Source organism: Marinobacter piscis (genome assembly GCF_007671655.1).
Lineage (GTDB): Bacteria > Pseudomonadota > Gammaproteobacteria > Pseudomonadales > Oleiphilaceae > Marinobacter > Marinobacter piscensis.
Map to the genome: position 1 here is coordinate 43,229 of NZ_VCGX01000004.1, position 16,507 is coordinate 59,735.

Here is a 16,507-nt window from a genome sequence, read left to right on the forward strand (position 1 = left end):
CCCCTCAGTCGCCTGTATCAAACACCCCTTTCAGATCCACTTTGGGGTCTGCCCAGGTGCCGGTGACATTGTAGGTGGCGCTGGTGAGCTTGCTGAGCGGGTCACCCAGTACCTTGTCGAGCACAAACAGGGCGCCGCCAATGGGCGCTCCTGCCCCCATCAGCAGTGCCGCCAGCGGCAGATTCTGGGTGAGGGGCAGCACCACCACCAGGCGCATATCCAGATCTTCCCGGGCCAGACTGGTCTGACCACTGAGCTTGAACGCACCGGAGGGTCCGACAACCTGTAGCTCCGGGTCCAGGGTAAGCAATCCGTCTTCCAGGTTCGCCTTGCCAGAGATAGCATCGAAGGCCACGCCCCGCTCATAGAGGTCGGAAAAGTCCAGCTTCAGCCTGCGCCAGAGCGTATCCGCGTTCAGCAGGTTGAAGACCCGGAACAGCTGGGCGCTGTTGTTGCTTTTCAGGATAACGCCGTCGTCCAGCCGGACACTGACAGAGCCGCTCAGGTCATTCAGGGCAAACTCATCCGGCCGCCCCGGCCAGTCCAGATCCAGCTCAACGTGACTTTGCTTGTTGGACAGAGGAATCTCGGTGCCGAAAAGGCCGTCCAGGTCTGAGAGGCCACCCCCGGAGAGTGTACCGGAGAACTGGCTGGTCTCACGATTATTGACCACACTCCAGGTCATGTCGCCAAGCAGGGTCAGTGAATCGACCCGCCCCTGAATATCGGTCACATTCAGCTGCTGATGCTGCGGGCGCAGCCGGAAGGACCAGCGCCCGAGGTTGTCACCGTTAAGCAGAAGTTCCGATATGGATACGTCCACATCCGGCCAGTTCACCATATCCAGCGCCCGGAACGCATCCAGCTGCTGTTCGATCGTCAGCAGTTCCGGTGTGTCTTCGGCCGGGTCACTGCTGCGCAGCAACCGCAAGACTTCAAAATCAGCCGTTATGGTGCCGTTATCATCGGGAATCATGACCCGGCCGGCAGCACGTTCGGACTGAGTCCGGATCACCCAGCGGTCGCCCAGATCCAGTGCCTCCAGATGCAGGTTTTGCAGGGTCTGCTGCCCCAGATGCAGCTCACTGAAGGTGAGCTCGGCGCCCGAGGGCTTAAACTGCAGATCAAAGATGGCGCGATCGTCCCAGCGGCCGGCAATGCCCAGCCCCGCTTCGGCTTCCGGGTCGACCCGGGCAACCAGAGGCGCTGACTCCGCCGCTTTTTTAGAAAACGGGCCTGGCCAGTCAATGCTCAGCCCTTCCAGCCCGGACCTGACGGTGAGCCGGGGTTTGCTGTCTGCCGGAACGTCCAGCACCGCCGAATAATCAATACGACCCTCAAGTCCGTACAGACTGTCGTCGCTGCTGGCAGAGCTGTCTGCGCCGGCACCTGCCAGCCCGCTCTGGCGAAGTGCACGCGGTACCGACAGCGAGCCGGTCTGGCGGAGGGTCAGCAGGTCTGCCCCGTCTGCTCCTTCCGAAACCTGGCTGAAGCTCACTTCAACCGGCTCTTGCAGAAACCTCGCCTGCAGGGGGCCGCCGCTGAATCCGTTTTCGGTATGGTAGGTCTGGGATCCGTTAATACCCTCCCAGCGCAGGTCTGTCTCCGGGTAGCCGAGCACGCCGTTTTCCGTGGCGACGCTCGCCTGCACCACAACCTCGTCGCTGGTATTCAGGGGCAGGTCGATATCCAGATCCAGTGTGTAATCACCGCCGTAATCCAGGGCCGCAACCCGGGGCCCGGCCATACTGCCCAGGGGGCTGTTGGCCATCCACCAGCCAATGGCACTGCCGGGCACGGGCGCGGATACGTCTACCTCAACAAGTGCGCCCTCATTCCCGGGTGTCACGGTCACCGTGCCCGGGTCCAGTGTCAGACCGCCGGTTTCACCGGATTCCAGAGACACCTGAGTATCGCCATTCTGGATGGCCACCCGGCCACGGGCGTTGGTGACCTCGGGCCATTCCGGATCGTAACGGACGGTGCCATTGCTGAACTCATACCACATGGACGAAACAAACGAGCCGGACGGTGCGTCCCGGCCAATCTGGCCATGGCCATAATAAACACCGGCCGGTACCTCTCCGTCTGTGACTGCGGTTGTCAGCCAGTCGTACAGCCCGGCATCCACCACCTTCCCGGGCACAAAATCCGCAATCATGGAGGCGCTGCCGTTTTCTACACCCACCCGCAGGCTGAGATTGTCTTCCCCCTCCTGCTCCAGTCGCAGATCAAACGCCCCGTTCAGACGGGTGTCGTCGCCATAGCGCAGGCGTATATCGTCGGCGTAGACGCGGGTCACCGGGCCGTTCAGCTGCCAGGCAACCCGGGCCGATAACTCCGGAAGCGTCCACTCGCTACTGAACAGTTCCGGGAAAGCCAGTGTGACCGGTTCCTCGCCGGCACTGGCCTGAACATAGCCGGCGTTCTGGTCCGTGTAGATAAAACCGTTGACGCTGCTGGCCGCAGGAGCGCCATTGTAGGCTGCTGCGCCGACATTACGCAGGTGTGCGGAAAACTCGAAACTGCGGTCGCCACGGCCAGGTACCTGCACGTTCACATCGTCCAGAAACCCGACCGGGCGATAGTTTTCCAGGGCATCGCCGGCCGCCGGCGGCAGCAGCCCCAGACGACTGACCAGCTGTCGCAGTGGTCGCAGAGAGACGGCATCGGCACTGACAGACACCCGCTCCGGCCCGGGCAGGAGCTTCAGGTTGAAGGCGGGCATCCGCTGGCCGTTCCAGTTCCAGGTAAGGTCGTTGAGGTGCCACTCACCAATGGTTGCTGGCTGATCGCCCTGTGTCTCTTCCTCCATGACCGCCCGGTGACGACGCCAGCCAAACCTGGCGCGGATGTCTTCCAGCGGCGCCAGTGATTCGCTCTCAACGCCCAGTTGCAGATAAGGTGTGGTCACTGTGCCGCTGACCTGCTGCATAATCCCGTCACGGAAGGTAAGCCAGGCTTCGCCGCCCAGATCAAACCCCTGTACGCGGACATCCCGCCACTGGTACTCATCGATCAGGCCATCGAAGAGGCGCCCGGAATCCACATCCAGGTACGCCTGGCCACTGAACTCACCCCGGAAGATGTGTTTTCCCACCAGGGCAAAGCTGGCAAGCTGGCGGGTGGTGCCGGACTCCATGGCGCGGCCGGAGGCCCGGAGCAGGCCTTGATGGTAAAGCAGGTCAAGCTGAGGAATTTCGAGGTGGCGCAGATGCCCCTCATTGTCCCGCAGCCCCAGATTGATGCGGGTGACTTTTATATAGGGTTCTGACAGCCACTTGCCGGCAACCTCCAGCCAGTACCGGAAGCGGTTGCTGACCGGTTCCGGGAATTCGGCGCCGCGGATGCCCAGTTCACCGCTGTTTTCCTGGTTCAGGGTCAGGTCCAGCCCGTCGGCCTGAAAGTCTTCGAACACAAGCCGCAAGCGCAACAAGGAGGCCAGCGCATCCAGGCGAATGGTGAGGTGCTGCAGGTTCAGTATCTGCACCCCTGAATCAGAGTTGGTGATCTCTATGTTCTCAGCGGTAAAGGAAGGGTCCAGCCAGTACCAGCGCGAGGACAGACGGCCGATGCGGACGTCATGGCCCAGGCGCTCGGACAATTCGCTGGCCAGGTCGTCCCGGAAGGCATCCACGTTCTGGGTCAGCTGCCGGCCGATGCCGGCGTACAGAGCCAGCAGTACCAGGATGACCAGCAGCAGCCACCATATACCACTGGTCAGCCGTGCCAGCACCCGCACAGGCCGGCTTTCCGGCCTGTTCTCAGGCAGTGGTGGCAGGCGTTCGGAGGCGGACATCCGGCGGGTTACTCCCTGTGCCGGCTGCGGGTTCCGGGATCAGAGCAGGACAACATCGTACTGCTCCTGGCTGTAGAACGGCTCGACCTGGAACCGGATGGTCTTGGCGATGAAGGTTTCAAGATCTGCTACATTGTCAGACTCTTCATCCAGAAGCCGGTCGACAACACTCTGGGAGGCCATCACCAGATAGCTTCCGGCCTCGTACACCCGGTTCACCCGCATAATTTCCCGAAAAATCTCGAAGCACACGGTTTCTGCGGTTTTCAGAAAACCGCGGCCGTCGCAGATGGGGCAAGGGGCGCACAGAACCTGCCCCAGGCTCTCGGTGGTGCGCTTGCGGGTCATCTCCACCAGACCCAGTTCGGAGACGCCGGTGATCTTGGTTTTGGCGTGGTCGCGTTCGAGCATTTTTTCCAGCATGCGGTGCACCTGGCGTTTATGCTCGGCATCGTCCATGTCGATAAAGTCGATGATGATAATGCCGCCCAGATTACGCAGGCGCAGCTGCCGGCTGATGGCCCGGGCCGCCTCCAGGTTGGTCTTGAAAATGGTTTCTTCAAGATTGCGGTGCCCCACAAAGGCGCCGGTATTGATATCAATGGTGGTCATGGCTTCGGTCTGATCAATGATCACGTAGCCACCGGATTTAAGTTGTACTTTGCGGCTCAGGGCTTTCTGGATTTCGTCCTCAACGGAGTAAAGGTCAAAGATTGGCCGCTCACCCGGATAATACTCCACCTTGCCGGTAAATTCCGTGACAAACTCTTCAACAAACTCCATGACCCGCTGATAGCTCTCGCGGCTATCGATGCGCACCTTTTCGGTCTGGGGCCGGATAAGGTCGCGTATAGTGCGCACAAACAGGGGCAGATCCTTGTACACCGCACTCTGCACCGGTGCTTTCTCAATCTGCTCATACAGGGAGTTGCTGAGGTGGTGCAGGTAGGTCATGTCGGCCTTCAGTTCTTCCGCCGTCGCACCCTCAGCCGCTGTGCGGATAATATAGCCGCCATTCACTTCCGGGTACTCTGCGGCCGCTTCTTCTACCAGATCTTTCAGGCGAGCGCGTTCGCCTTCGTCTTCAATTCTCTGGGAGATGCCCACATGGTTCACTTCCGGCATGAAGACCAGGTAGCGTGAGGGTATGGATAGCTGGGTGGTCAGCCGGGCGCCCTTGGTGCCGATAGGGTCTTTGGTGACCTGTACCACCAGTGACTGACCTTCCCGCAACAGGGTGCGGATATCGGGCACCGCCCGGGAGGTGTCCTCCGGCTCCGCCACGCTGATGCGACTGGAAATGACATCGGAGGCGTGAATAAAGGCCGCTCTTTCCAGGCCGATATCAATAAATGCAGCTTCCATGCCGGGAAGTACCCGCACCACTTTGCCTTTATAGATGTTTCCTACTATGCCTTTACGGCTGGCACGCTCAATATAGGCTTCCTGCAGCATGCCATTCTCAACCAGCGCAACCCGGGTTTCCACCGGTGTTACGTTGATCAGAATTTCTTCGCTCATGATTGGCTCTCCGGACGACTCGGCCAGTGCTTCCATACAATACAGCCGGCATCGGCCAGCAAGGCGGCTGTTTCCTGCAAGGGCAGGCCTACTACAGCACTGTAACTCCCTTTGAGTTGCTTCACAAAGATACCACCCAGTCCCTGAATACCGTAACCACCGGCTTTGTCCATGGGTTCCCCTGTGGCCACATAGGCGGCAATCTCTTCTTCCGACAGGGAACGGAAGGTGACCTCGGTAAGCACCTGCATGGACTGGCAGCCCCCTTCTGCAGCCACCGCAATGGCGGTGATCACCTGGTGGGTCCGGCCTGACAGGCGGGCCAGCATGTCCCGGGCTTCAGCGGCATCGCCGGGCTTGCCCAGGATGGTCTGGTCCAGTATCACAGAGGTATCAGAGCCCAGCACCAGTTGTTGCGAATGCTCTGCGAAGACGGCCAGGGCCTTTTCCCGGGCCAGCCGTTCCACGTAGGCACCCGGCGGTTCGGATTCGCGGGGTGTTTCATCAATATGGGCCGGCTGTACGGTGAACGGGAGGCCCATACCGGCAAGCAGCTCCGAGCGCCGCGGTGAGGCCGAGGCGAGAATAATGGCGGTCATGGCTACCCCAGTTTCCGGTTAATATTGTCCAGTAGTGTGCAGAATACCGGCCAGATCAGGGCACTGGTGAGTGCGGGCCAGAGATAGCTGAACCCCGGGTCCTGGCCGCCAAGCATCTGTTTGATAAAGTTTACCAGCATCTGGTTGATGCCCAGCAACAGAAACACCATCAGACACTGCTGGGCCAGAGGGTGCATGCGTAAGCGTTGGTGAACACTGAGTACCAGAAAGGCAATCAGCGCCATGGCCATGGCATTCACGCCCAGCGGCGTGGCCTCCAGTACGTCAAGCAGCAAGCCCAGGCACCAGGCAGAAATAATGCCGAACCTTATCGGTGCCCGCAGTGTCCAGTAAAACACCACCAGCCCGACCCACTCGGGGCGGAACTCATACCAGCCCTGGGGAAACAGGGAAATACTCAGTACCAGTGCCGTAATGGCTGAGAGGATGAACCCGGGGTATATCAGTACAGATAGCATCAGTCCTGCTCCTCGGGGTTATCAGAGGAATTTTGCGGAAAAACAACCAGCAGCAGACGGCTCTGGTTAAGCTGAGCCTTTGGCCGGGCATGGATGGTTACAAACGGCTCACCCTGATCTTTGCTGACCTGGCTGACTTCGGCCACCGGATACCCTCTTGGAAAGCGTCCGGCAAGGCCGGAACTGACCAGCAAATCGCCTTCACGGATATCGGCGGTATCCGGTACGTGCATCAGGTCCAGGGTATCGGAACTGCCTGTTCCCAGCAGTACGGCCCGAAGTCCGTTGCGCACAACTTCCACCGGCACCCCGTGGCTGCTGTCGGACACCAGAAGCACGCGGGAGGTCAGCTGGCTGGTGCGCACCACCTGCCCCATCAGGCCGTGGGCATCCAGAACCGCCTGCCCCACTTCCAGGCCGTCACTGCTGCCTTTATTGATAATGACTTCGTGGGAATAAGGGTCCGGCGATACGCCCACCACCTCACTGACGATCACGCGGTCATCCAGTAACTCGGAGGAGTTCATGAGTCGGCGGAGTTCGTTATTCTCGGAGGCCAGGGAGGCGTATTTGAGCGCCCGGCGTTCGAGGATGAGCAGGCGGGCTTTGAGGTCTTCGTTCTCCTGCTTCAGATCGTCCTTTGTGGTGAAAAAGCCGGATGTCCAGTCGCGGAGCTGATAGGGCGCATTGCCCAGCCAGTAAACCGGCGTAAGGCCGGTAGCCAGAGCACTGCGCACGGGGGTTGCGCGATCAAACTGGTGATCGGCCACAATCAGTGCGACCGATACAAGAAAGACAATAAAAAGCTTGAGACCGGGCAATGGTCCCTGAGCAAAAATGGTTTTAATGGCGATCCCTCCCCAAAAGGATTACCCCTCCGGGGAGAACATTCCAATGCCACCCCGATCGATTACGTCCAGCGCTTTGCCGCCGCCACGGGCCACGCAGGTGAGCGGGTCTTCGGCCACGATCACCGGCAGACCTGTTTCTTCACTGAGCAGATTGTCCAGCCCCCGCATCAGGGCGCCACCGCCGGTAAGCACAATACCGCGCTCGGCAATGTCTGAGGCGAGTTCGGGAGGCGACTGTTCCAGCGCACTTTTTACCGTCTGAACAATCTGGGCCAGGGATTCCTGCAGGGCATCCAGGATTTCTTCACTGTTCAGGGTAAAGGCCCGGGGTACGCCTTCGGCCAGGTTGCGGCCGCGCACGTCAATCTCGAGAATTTCCATGCCTTCGCAGGCGCAGGCGATTTCATGTTTGATACGCTCTGCCGTGGTATCACCAATCAGGCTGCCGTAGTTGCGACGCACATAGGTAACGATGGCTTCGTCAAACTTGTCGCCTCCGACCCTTACGGAGTCGGCGTAGACAATACCGTTGAGAGATATAATGGCAATTTCGGTGGTGCCACCGCCGATATCCACGATCATGGACCCGTGGGCTTCTTCCACCGGCAGACCTGCACCAATGGCAGCCGCCATGGGTTCTTCAACCAGCAGGACTTCCCGGGCGCCGGCTCCGAGAGCGGATTCGCGGATGGCTTTGCGCTCTACCTGTGTGGACTTACTGGGCACACACACCAGAACCCTGGGGCTGGGCGTAATGAAGCTGTTTTCGTGCACTTTGTGTATAAAGTGCTGGAGCATTTTTTCGGTGACGACAAAATCTGCGATCACGCCGTCTTTCATCGGGCGTATGGCGGTGATGTTGCCCGGTGTACGGCCCAGCATGCGCTTGGCTTCGGCGCCGACAGCGGCTACAGTTTTCTGGGAGTTGCTGGTACGAATGGCTACAACGGAAGGCTCGTTCAGCACGATTCCGCGGTCACGCACGAAAATAAGGGTGTTGGCGGTGCCCAGGTCGATGGACAGGTCGCTGGAGAATAAGCCTCGGAGTTTTTTAATCAACATTCGTGTAGTTTCAACCTGAGAGTTGCGGTTGCAGAAAGATGCGGCAACTTTAGCAGTGAGCACCCTGGCAGGCAAGGCGCCATAGGGCCCGAACCCGTGGTATTTTCGCATTTCTGCAGCATTCTGGCCTCTGCCGCCTTTGCTCGAATCTGTTATTATATCTGGCCTATTTTTCAGCTTGGGTGAAGGGCCGTTCGGGAATGGCTTTCCAAAACACGCTACAAGCACATCCCTGTGCGCTTGTTTCGGGCCATCCTTGGCCCTCTACAGTTTTGAAAAGCCATTCCCGAACAGCCCTGTAACTCGGTGACACACTCTATAAAACTTTTTATTACCGACATTTCATTTATCTGGGAGGCAATGCGTGTCTATTTCCCGTGAAGACATAGAAAAAGTCGCTGTGCTTGCCCGTATCCGCGTAGACGATGCGCAGATATCGGCACTGGAGAGCGATCTGGGCAATATCCTGAACCTTGTTGACGAGCTCAGCGCCGCCGATACAGAAAATATTGAGCCTCTGTCTCATCCTCTGGATGCCGTTCAGCGTTTACGTGCAGACGAGGTTACCGAGACCAACCGCAGGGAGGCCTTTCAGGCCATCGCTCCGGCCACAGAAGATGGCCTTTATCTCGTGCCTCGCGTTATTGAGTGATCTGTCGAACCCCACCATCAGGATTGAACATGCATAACAAATCCGTAGCAGAGCTTTCCCGCGATCTGGAAAGCGGCAATGTCTCCAGCGTGGAGCTGACCCGCGATTTTCTTGACCGCATCAAGTCTGAAGACACTAAATACAACAGTTTTATTACCGTTTCTGAAGAGCAGGCGCTGGCCGATGCCAAGGCGGCAGATGAGCAGCGCGCCGCAGGCAATGCCACAGTGTGGACCGGTGTGCCCTTTGCCCATAAGGATCTTTTTTGCACCGAGGGCGTGGCCACAACTGCCGGTTCGAAAATGCTGGCGAATTTTGTGCCGCCTTACGATGGCACGGTAACCGCAAACTTCCGGCAGGCGGGCGCTGTGTGTCTGGGCAAGACCAACATGGATGAGTTCGCCATGGGCTCGTCTAACGAGTCCAGTTTTTTTGGTGCGGTCACCAACCCCTGGGGTCTGAGTAACGAGCAGAAGCGGGTGCCGGGTGGTTCATCGGGCGGCTCGGCGGCTGCGGTTGCCGCACGTCTGGTGCCGGCCGCGACCGCGACGGATACCGGCGGTTCTATCCGCCAGCCGGCAGCACTGTGTGGTATTACCGGGCTGAAGCCCACGTACGGGCGCGTATCCCGTTACGGGATCATTTCGTTTGCATCCAGCCTGGAGCAAGGCGGCACGATGGCGCGCACGGCCGAAGACAATGCGCTGATGCTGAATATTATGGCGGGTTTTGATCCCAAGGATTCCACCTGCGTTGACCGGGCGGTGCCGGATTATACCGCAACGCTGAATGAGCCATTGAAGGGGCTGAAAATCGGTCTGCCGAAGGAGTATTTTTCGGATCAGCTGAGCCCTGCCATGGAAGAGCAGGTCCGCAACGCGGTGAAGGAGTACGAGGCACTCGGTGCTACGGTTAAAGAGGTGTCTCTGCCCAATGCCCGGCTGGCGGTTGCGGCTTATTATGTGATTGCACCGGCTGAGGCTTCAGCCAACCTGGCCAGGTACGACGGTGTGCGTTTCGGCTATCGCTGTGAAAACCCGAAAGACCTCGACGATCTGTATACCCGAACCCGGGCGGAAGGGTTTGGTCCGGAGGTGAAGCGCCGCATCCTGGTAGGGACCTACGCGCTGTCCGCAGGCTATTACGACGCTTACTTCCTAAAGGCACAAAAGGTACGCCGCCTGATCCAGCAGGATTTCATCAACGCATTCAAGGATGTGGATGTGCTGATGAGTCCGGTGTCACCCTCCCCGGCCTTTGTGCAGGGCGAAAAGTCCAGTGATCCGGTGAACATGTACCTGGAGGATATTTTCACCATCGCCGCAAACCTGGCCGGCGTACCCGCCATGTCGGTGCCCGCAGGTTTTGTCGACGGCTTGCCCGTGGGCCTGCAGATTATCGGTGATTATTTTGACGAAGCCCGCCTGCTGAATGCTGCGCATCAGTTCCAGCAGGTGACCGACTGGCACCAGGCGCTTCCCCGGTAAGCCCGAATCAGGAGAACAGTTATGCAGTGGGATATTGTGATCGGGCTGGAAATTCATGTTCAGCTTGCCACCAAAACCAAGATTTTTTCCGGCTCCAGCACCGCTTTTGGTGCCGGGCCCAACACTCAGGCCAGCGCCATTGATCTGGCTATGCCCGGCACTCTGCCGGTGCCCAATGAGCAAGCGTTCCGCTACGCGGTGATGTTCGGTCTGGCGGTGGACGCTGAGATTGGCCGGCGCTCTGTGTTCGACCATAAAAACTATTTTTACCCGGATCTGCCCAGGGGCTCTCAGATCACTCAGATGGATCACCCCATCGTAGGCCCGGGTTTTGTGGATGTGGATCTGGCGGATGGCCGTCGCAAGCGGGTGCGTATTCACCACGCGCACCTGGAAGAAGATGCCGGTAAGTCTTTGCATGAAGACTACCACGGCATGACCGGTATCGATCTGAACCGCGCCGGCACGCCACTGATTGAGGTGGTTACCGAGCCGGATATGACCAGCGCTGAAGAGGCGGTGGGCTTTGCCAGAAAACTGCACAGTCTGGTGACGTCTCTGGGTATCTGTGACGGCGACATGAGCCAGGGCTCGCTTCGCTTTGATGTGAACATTTCCCTCAAACCCAAGGGTTCGGACACGCTGGGCACCCGTACAGAAACCAAGAACCTGAACTCGTTCCGTTATATGGAGCAGGCCATCGCCCACGAGGTGGAGCGCCAGATGGACATTCTGGAAGATGGCGGCCAGGTGGTTCAGGAAACCCGTCTTTACAATGGTGAACGGGATGAGTCGCGTTCGATGCGCACCAAAGAGGAAGCCAACGATTACCGCTACTTCCCCTGCCCGGATCTGTTGCCGGTGGTGATCGATGACGCCTTTATTCAAAGCGCCCGGGATCTGTTGCCTGAGCTGCCGGATGACCGTAAGGCACGATTTAAGGAGCAATACGGCCTTAACGATTACGATGCCGGTCTGCTGAGCGCAGACGCCCGGCTTGCGGCGTTCTTTGAGGAGACGGCAAAGCACGGTCAGGATGCCAAGCTTGCGGCTAACTGGGTGCTGGGCGAGTTTTCTGCCTGGCTGAATGCCGAAGACAAAACGGTCTCTGAGGCGCCGATAACCGGTTTGCAGCTGGGGCAGTTGGTTGCTCGCATTGCGGATAATACTGTGTCGTCTTCCGGGGCCAAGAAGGTGTTTGAGGCGCTGTGGAATGGCGACAGTGATAATGCGGATGCGGTTATTGAGTCCCAGGGTCTGAAGCAGGTGTCGGATACGGGCGCGCTGGAGAAGATGGTGGATGATGTTCTGGCGGAGATGCCGGATCAGGTGGCTCAGTATCAGCAGGAGCAGGATCCCAAGAAGCAGAAGAAGATGTTGGGTGGCTTTATGGGGCCGTTGATGAAGGCCTCGAAGGGTCAGGGTAACCCGAAGCTGTTCAATGAGATTCTTGTTCGCAAGCTTGGGGGTTAATTAGCCTGGGCCCTGGCCTGCTGGCTTTGGAGTTCGGTGAGGCTGCCACCCCCTTCCCAAAAACCGCTACGAGCACATCCATGTGCGCTTGGCTGCGGCCTTCCCTGGCCGCAGACATTTTTGGGAAGGGGGTGGCAGCCTCACTCGATTTAACTTTGGCAAGAGCTCGCTCTGCCCCCTCTCCATGCTCGCTCTCCATGCCCCTCTCCAAACACTGTATTTTCTTAAAAACCGTATCAATCCTTATTTCCCGCCAACTCCTGAAACAACTGCTCAAACTGGGCAATGTTTTGCTGAACGTGGTTGATGAACGCTTTCATGGCGGGTGTGGGGTAACGGGCCTGGGGGTAGACAACACACCAGCTTCTGCGCAGTGGGAATCCAGGCATTTCGAGAGCCGTCAGGGTACCCAGTGCCAGTTCTGAGAGCACGCTCAGTTTGGGTACGACCGCGACACCCAATCCTGCCAATACCGCATGTTTAACAGCATCGTTAGACCCCAGCTCCATTACCGGTTCCATTTTCAGGCGGTGTTGCTGGCAGTAGACTTCCAGTGCCAGGCGGCTGCCGGAGCCGGTTTCGCGGGTCAGCAGGTTGCTGTTGAGAAAGTCGTTTGGGCTGACGGTGGTTTGGTTCAGCAATGGGTGGCCGGCGGGGACGATGGGGATGAGTTCGTTATCCAGGAATGGCAGGGAGGTTAATGGCCGGCCCTGGGGGACCATGCCCATGATGACGAGGTCGTCGCTGTTGTTGTTCAGGCGTTCTACGGCGGTGGCCCGGTTAACGACGGCGACGGAGATGTTGACCTGTGGGTTCTGCTTCAGGAAGGGGCCCAGCAGGTAGGGTACGACGTACTGGGCTGTGCTCACGGCCAGTAGTTTCAGGTCACCCGCTACCCTCCCCTCCAAGGCAGCCATGCGATTCTGCATATCAGCCAGTTCATGAAACACGGAGCGTACGCAGGCGGCCATTTCTTCTCCGGCTGCGGTGCAGTAGAGTTTGCGTCCCACGTATTCAAACATGGGCATGTCCAGTGCCTGTTCCAGGTGTCGTACCTGGCTGCTGACGGCCGGTTGGGTCAGGCCCAGCAGTTCTCCTGCCTTGCTGTAGCTTTTCAGGTCGTAAACAGCTTTAAACACTTGCAACTGACGGAAGGTCAGCCGGTTGGCCAGTTTCTGGATGCTCAGCGGCATAACGCCTCCTGTCCGTCTATCTATAAGATATCAGTTATATACAAACGAAATAATATCAATTTTTACTGATCAGGGATTCCCTTTATGCTTTTTTCAGCTTCATTCGGGACGACAACATGAGGATTTCTCCCATGCTGAAGAAAGTGTTAATTGCCAACCGCGGCGAGATTGCCGTGCGGATTGTGCGGGCCTGTGCTGAGCTGGGTATCCGTTCGGTGGCTATTTATACCGAGCCGGACAGGTACGGGCTTCATGTGAAACGGGCCGACGAAGCTTACAGTCTGGGCGAGGATCCTTTGGCCGGGTATCTGGATCCGGCGCGGATTGTGAGTCTGGCGTTGGAAACCGGGTGTGATGCGATTCACCCGGGGTATGGTTTTTTGTCGGAAAATGACCGTATCGCGCAGCTTTGCGAGCAGCGGGGGCTGGCGTTTGTGGGGCCAAAATCCAGTGTGATTCTCAAGATGGGGGACAAAACCCAGGCCAGGGACAGTATGCGCGCGGCCGGCGTCCCCGTTACCCCGGGCTCGGAAGGCAACCTGGAGAACCAGGACGAGGCTTTGCAACTGGCCGATGAGATTGGCTATCCGGTGATGCTTAAAGCGACGTCTGGTGGCGGTGGCCGGGGTATTCGCCGGTGCGATACGCCGGAGGAGTTGAAGAATCAGTATCCACGGGTGATTTCCGAGGCAACCAAGGCGTTTGGTTCGGCCGAGGTGTTTCTGGAGAAGTGCATTGTGAACCCGCGCCACATTGAGGTGCAGGTTCTGGCGGACAGCCAGGGCAATGCCATTCATCTATTCGAGCGGGACTGTTCTATTCAGCGCCGCAACCAGAAGCTGATCGAGATAGCTCCCAGCCCTCAGCTCACGCCGGAGCAACGGCAGTACATTGGCGGTCTGGCCGTCAAAGCTGCGGAAGCTGTGGGCTATGAGAATGCCGGTACCGTGGAGTTTCTGCTGTCCGGAAACGAGGTGTATTTCATGGAGATGAACACCCGGGTGCAGGTGGAGCATACGATCACCGAAGCCATTACCGGAATCGATATTGTGCAGGAGCAGCTGCGCATTGCCTCCGGCCTGCCCCTGAGCTACCGGCAGGAGGATGTGTCGTTCCGGGGTTACGCTCTGCAGTTCCGGATTAACGCGGAAGACCCGAAAAACGATTTTCTCCCCAGCTTTGGCCGTATCACCCATTACTACGCACCGGGCGGGCCGGGCGTGCGGGTGGATACCGCCATTTATACCGGTTATGAGATTCCGCCCTACTACGACTCCATGTGTCTGAAGCTGGTGGTCTGGGCGCTGACCTGGGATGAAGTAATTGCCCGGGGTAAACGCGCTCTTGATGACATGCGCCTGCATGGTATTACCACCACCGCCAGTTATTACCAACAGATCCTGGAGCATCCGGATTTTCGCGCCGGCCGGTTTAATACCAGCTTTGTTCCTGATCACCCGGAATTACTGAACTACTCCACCAAACGCCACCCCAGTGCCGTTGCACTGGCGATTGCCGCCACGATCGCAGCCCACACTGGCTGGTAATCCAAAGGAGACCGAACATGAGCAATGCAAAAAAGATAGAAATAACCGACGTTATCCTGCGGGACGCCCACCAGTCTCTCATAGCCACGCGGATGCGCACGGAAGACATGCTGCCCATCTGTGACAAGCTGGACCAGGTCGGTTACTGGTCTCTGGAAGTCTGGGGCGGCGCCACCTTTGATGCCTGCGTGCGGTTCCTCAAAGAGGATCCCTGGGAACGCCTGCGCCAGCTGCGTGCAGCCTTACCGAATACCCGCCTGCAAATGCTGCTGCGTGGCCAGAATCTTCTGGGTTACCGGCATTATGCCGACGATGTGGTTGAGGCGTTCGTTCAGCAAGCCGCGGACTCTGGCATTGACGTTTTCCGGATTTTCGATGCTCTGAATGACCTGCGCAATCTTGAAACCGCCATGAAAGCCGTGAAGAAAGCCGGCAAGCATGCTCAGGGAACCATTTGTTATACCACCAGTCCGGTGCATACGCCCGCCCTGTTTGTTGAACAGGCGCAGCAGCTTAAAGCCATGGGCGCGGACTCTATTGCCATTAAAGACATGGCGGGCCTGCTGACGCCCTATGCAACCTTTGAGTTGGTCAAGGCGATTAAGTCCGCCGTGGACTTGCCGCTGGTTATTCACAGCCACGCCACTGCCGGGCTGGCCGGGCTGTGTCAGCTCAAAGCCATCGAGGCCGGTGCGGACCGGATTGATACCGCCATCTCGGCGTTTGCCAATGGCACCAGCCACCCGGCGACGGAATCCCAGGTGGCCGCACTGAGGGACACTGAGTACGACACAGGGCTGGACCTGAAGCTGCTCAGCGAGGTTGCGGATTACTTCCGGGAGGTGCGCAAGAAGTACCACCAGTTTGAAAGCGAGTTCACCCGGGAAGATGTGTCGGTGCAGATCAACCAGGTACCCGGTGGCATGATGTCGAACCTGGCCAACCAGCTCAAAGAGCAGAATGCACTTGAACAGATCAATGAGGTATTTGACGAGATTCCCCGGGTCAGGGCGGACCTGGGCTACCCACCGCTGGTCACACCTACATCGCAGATTGTGGGTACCCAGGCGGTGTACAACGTACTCGCGGGCCAGCGCTATAAAACCATTACCAACGAGGTGAAACGCTACCTTCAGGGCGGCTATGGTCACCCCCCTGCGGAGGTGAATGCCGAGATCCGCAGGCAGGCCATCGGCAATGAAACCGTCAACGACGGCCGCCCGGCCGACCTGCTTGCACCGGAACTGGATCAGTTACGGGAAGACATTGGTCCTCTGGCCACCAGTGAGGAAGATGTGCTCACCTACGCCATGTTCCCGGACCTGGGTCGTGAGTTCCTGCAACAGCGCAAAGACGGCACCCTGGAGCCGGAAGTGCTGCTGCCTCCGGAGCAGGCCAGTCAGAACCAGCCCGGAGCCGGTGTGGCCACCGAGTTTCGTATTGATGTGCATGGCGAAACCTACGAGGTGGCCGTGACCGGTGTTGGCCACCCGGAACCTGGCAAGCACAAGCTGTACCTGTCGCTGGATGGCATGCCGGAAGAAGTAGTATTTGAATCCCTGAACGAGTACGTAGCCGAGGCAGGGGGCAGCGGTCGTAAACGCGCAACCGACCCGGGCCACGTGAGCACGGCGGTTCCCGGCAATGTGGTGGATGTGCTGGTTAAGGAAGGCGACCAGGTGAGCGAAGGCCAGGCGGTTCTTATTACCGAGGCCATGAAAATGGAAACTGAAATCCACTCCAGTGTTGACGGCACAGTGCAGGCGGTTCACGTCACCAAGGGCGACCGGGTGACTCCCGGAGAAGCACTCATAGAGATTAACGGATCAGCAGAAGGATAAACC

Annotated in this window: 12 protein-coding genes; 5 read left to right on the top strand and 7 right to left on the bottom strand. The window is 58.4% G+C overall.

The genetic code is table 11. From position 1 onward, the window contains the following. Positions 1-4: 4 nt before the first annotated feature. Genes FFI95_RS13375 through FFI95_RS13400 form a run of 6 tightly spaced genes read right to left on the bottom strand, consistent with a single transcriptional unit; the run spans position 5 to position 8,308 of the window. A complete protein-coding gene (locus FFI95_RS13375) occupies positions 5-3,799 on the bottom strand; it encodes a YhdP family phospholipid transporter (RefSeq protein ID WP_144823341.1) in 3,795 nt (1,264 codons plus the stop codon). A 39-nt stretch (positions 3,800-3,838) separates the two neighbouring features. After that, a complete protein-coding gene (gene rng, locus FFI95_RS13380; RefSeq protein ID WP_144823343.1) occupies positions 3,839-5,320 on the bottom strand; it encodes a ribonuclease G in 1,482 nt (493 codons plus the stop codon). Further along, positions 5,317-5,919, bottom strand: a complete 603-nt coding sequence (locus FFI95_RS13385; protein WP_144823344.1) for a Maf family protein — start codon at positions 5,917-5,919, stop codon at positions 5,317-5,319. The genes rng and FFI95_RS13385 overlap by 4 nt, the downstream gene beginning before the upstream one ends. Before the next feature lie 2 nt (positions 5,920-5,921). Continuing rightward, on the bottom strand, positions 5,922-6,398 hold the full coding sequence (gene mreD / locus FFI95_RS13390; RefSeq protein WP_144823346.1) for a rod shape-determining protein MreD: 477 nt from the start codon (positions 6,396-6,398) through the stop codon (positions 5,922-5,924). Continuing rightward, entirely contained in the window at positions 6,398-7,237 is an 840-nt protein-coding gene (gene mreC / locus FFI95_RS13395) for a rod shape-determining protein MreC (protein WP_144823348.1), read from the bottom strand. Before mreC ends, mreD begins: the two co-directional genes overlap by 1 nt. 30 nt (positions 7,238-7,267) lie before the next feature. Beyond that, positions 7,268-8,308 carry a rod shape-determining protein gene (locus FFI95_RS13400; RefSeq protein ID WP_144823698.1) on the bottom strand — a complete coding sequence of 347 codons (1,041 nt, stop codon included), beginning with the start codon at positions 8,306-8,308 and terminating at the stop codon, positions 7,268-7,270. Between the two features lie 367 nt (positions 8,309-8,675). On the opposite strand from FFI95_RS13400, the gene gatC reads away from it, so the two are divergent. The 3 genes from gatC to gatB are packed head-to-tail and all read left to right on the top strand — an operon-like array spanning position 8,676 to position 11,923. Continuing rightward, positions 8,676-8,963 carry an Asp-tRNA(Asn)/Glu-tRNA(Gln) amidotransferase subunit GatC gene (gene gatC / locus FFI95_RS13405; RefSeq protein ID WP_144823350.1) on the top strand — a complete coding sequence of 96 codons (288 nt, stop codon included), beginning with the start codon at positions 8,676-8,678 and terminating at the stop codon, positions 8,961-8,963. Positions 8,964-8,992: 29 nt separating this feature from the next. Next, complete coding sequence (gene gatA / locus FFI95_RS13410; protein WP_144823352.1) at positions 8,993-10,450, top strand: Asp-tRNA(Asn)/Glu-tRNA(Gln) amidotransferase subunit GatA; 1,458 nt, start codon at positions 8,993-8,995, stop codon at positions 10,448-10,450. Between the two features lie 21 nt (positions 10,451-10,471). Further along, positions 10,472-11,923: an Asp-tRNA(Asn)/Glu-tRNA(Gln) amidotransferase subunit GatB gene (gatB, locus tag FFI95_RS13415; RefSeq protein WP_144823354.1), complete on the top strand. Its 1,452-nt coding sequence runs from the start codon at positions 10,472-10,474 to the stop codon at positions 11,921-11,923. Between the two features lie 236 nt (positions 11,924-12,159). Here the strand turns inward: gatB and FFI95_RS13420 are convergent, their stop codons facing one another. Then, positions 12,160-13,116: a LysR family transcriptional regulator gene (locus FFI95_RS13420; RefSeq protein ID WP_144823356.1), complete on the bottom strand. Its 957-nt coding sequence runs from the start codon at positions 13,114-13,116 to the stop codon at positions 12,160-12,162. A 131-nt stretch (positions 13,117-13,247) separates the two neighbouring features. On the opposite strand from FFI95_RS13420, the gene FFI95_RS13425 reads away from it, so the two are divergent. Both FFI95_RS13425 and oadA read left to right on the top strand, forming a co-directional pair. Next, positions 13,248-14,663 (top strand): acetyl-CoA carboxylase biotin carboxylase subunit, encoded by a 1,416-nt coding sequence (locus tag FFI95_RS13425; protein WP_144823700.1) that lies wholly within the window; start codon positions 13,248-13,250, stop codon positions 14,661-14,663. A gap of 17 nt (positions 14,664-14,680) precedes the next feature. After that, on the top strand, positions 14,681-16,504 hold the full coding sequence (gene oadA / locus FFI95_RS13430; RefSeq protein ID WP_144823357.1) for a sodium-extruding oxaloacetate decarboxylase subunit alpha: 1,824 nt from the start codon (positions 14,681-14,683) through the stop codon (positions 16,502-16,504). Positions 16,505-16,507 lie beyond the last annotated feature (3 nt).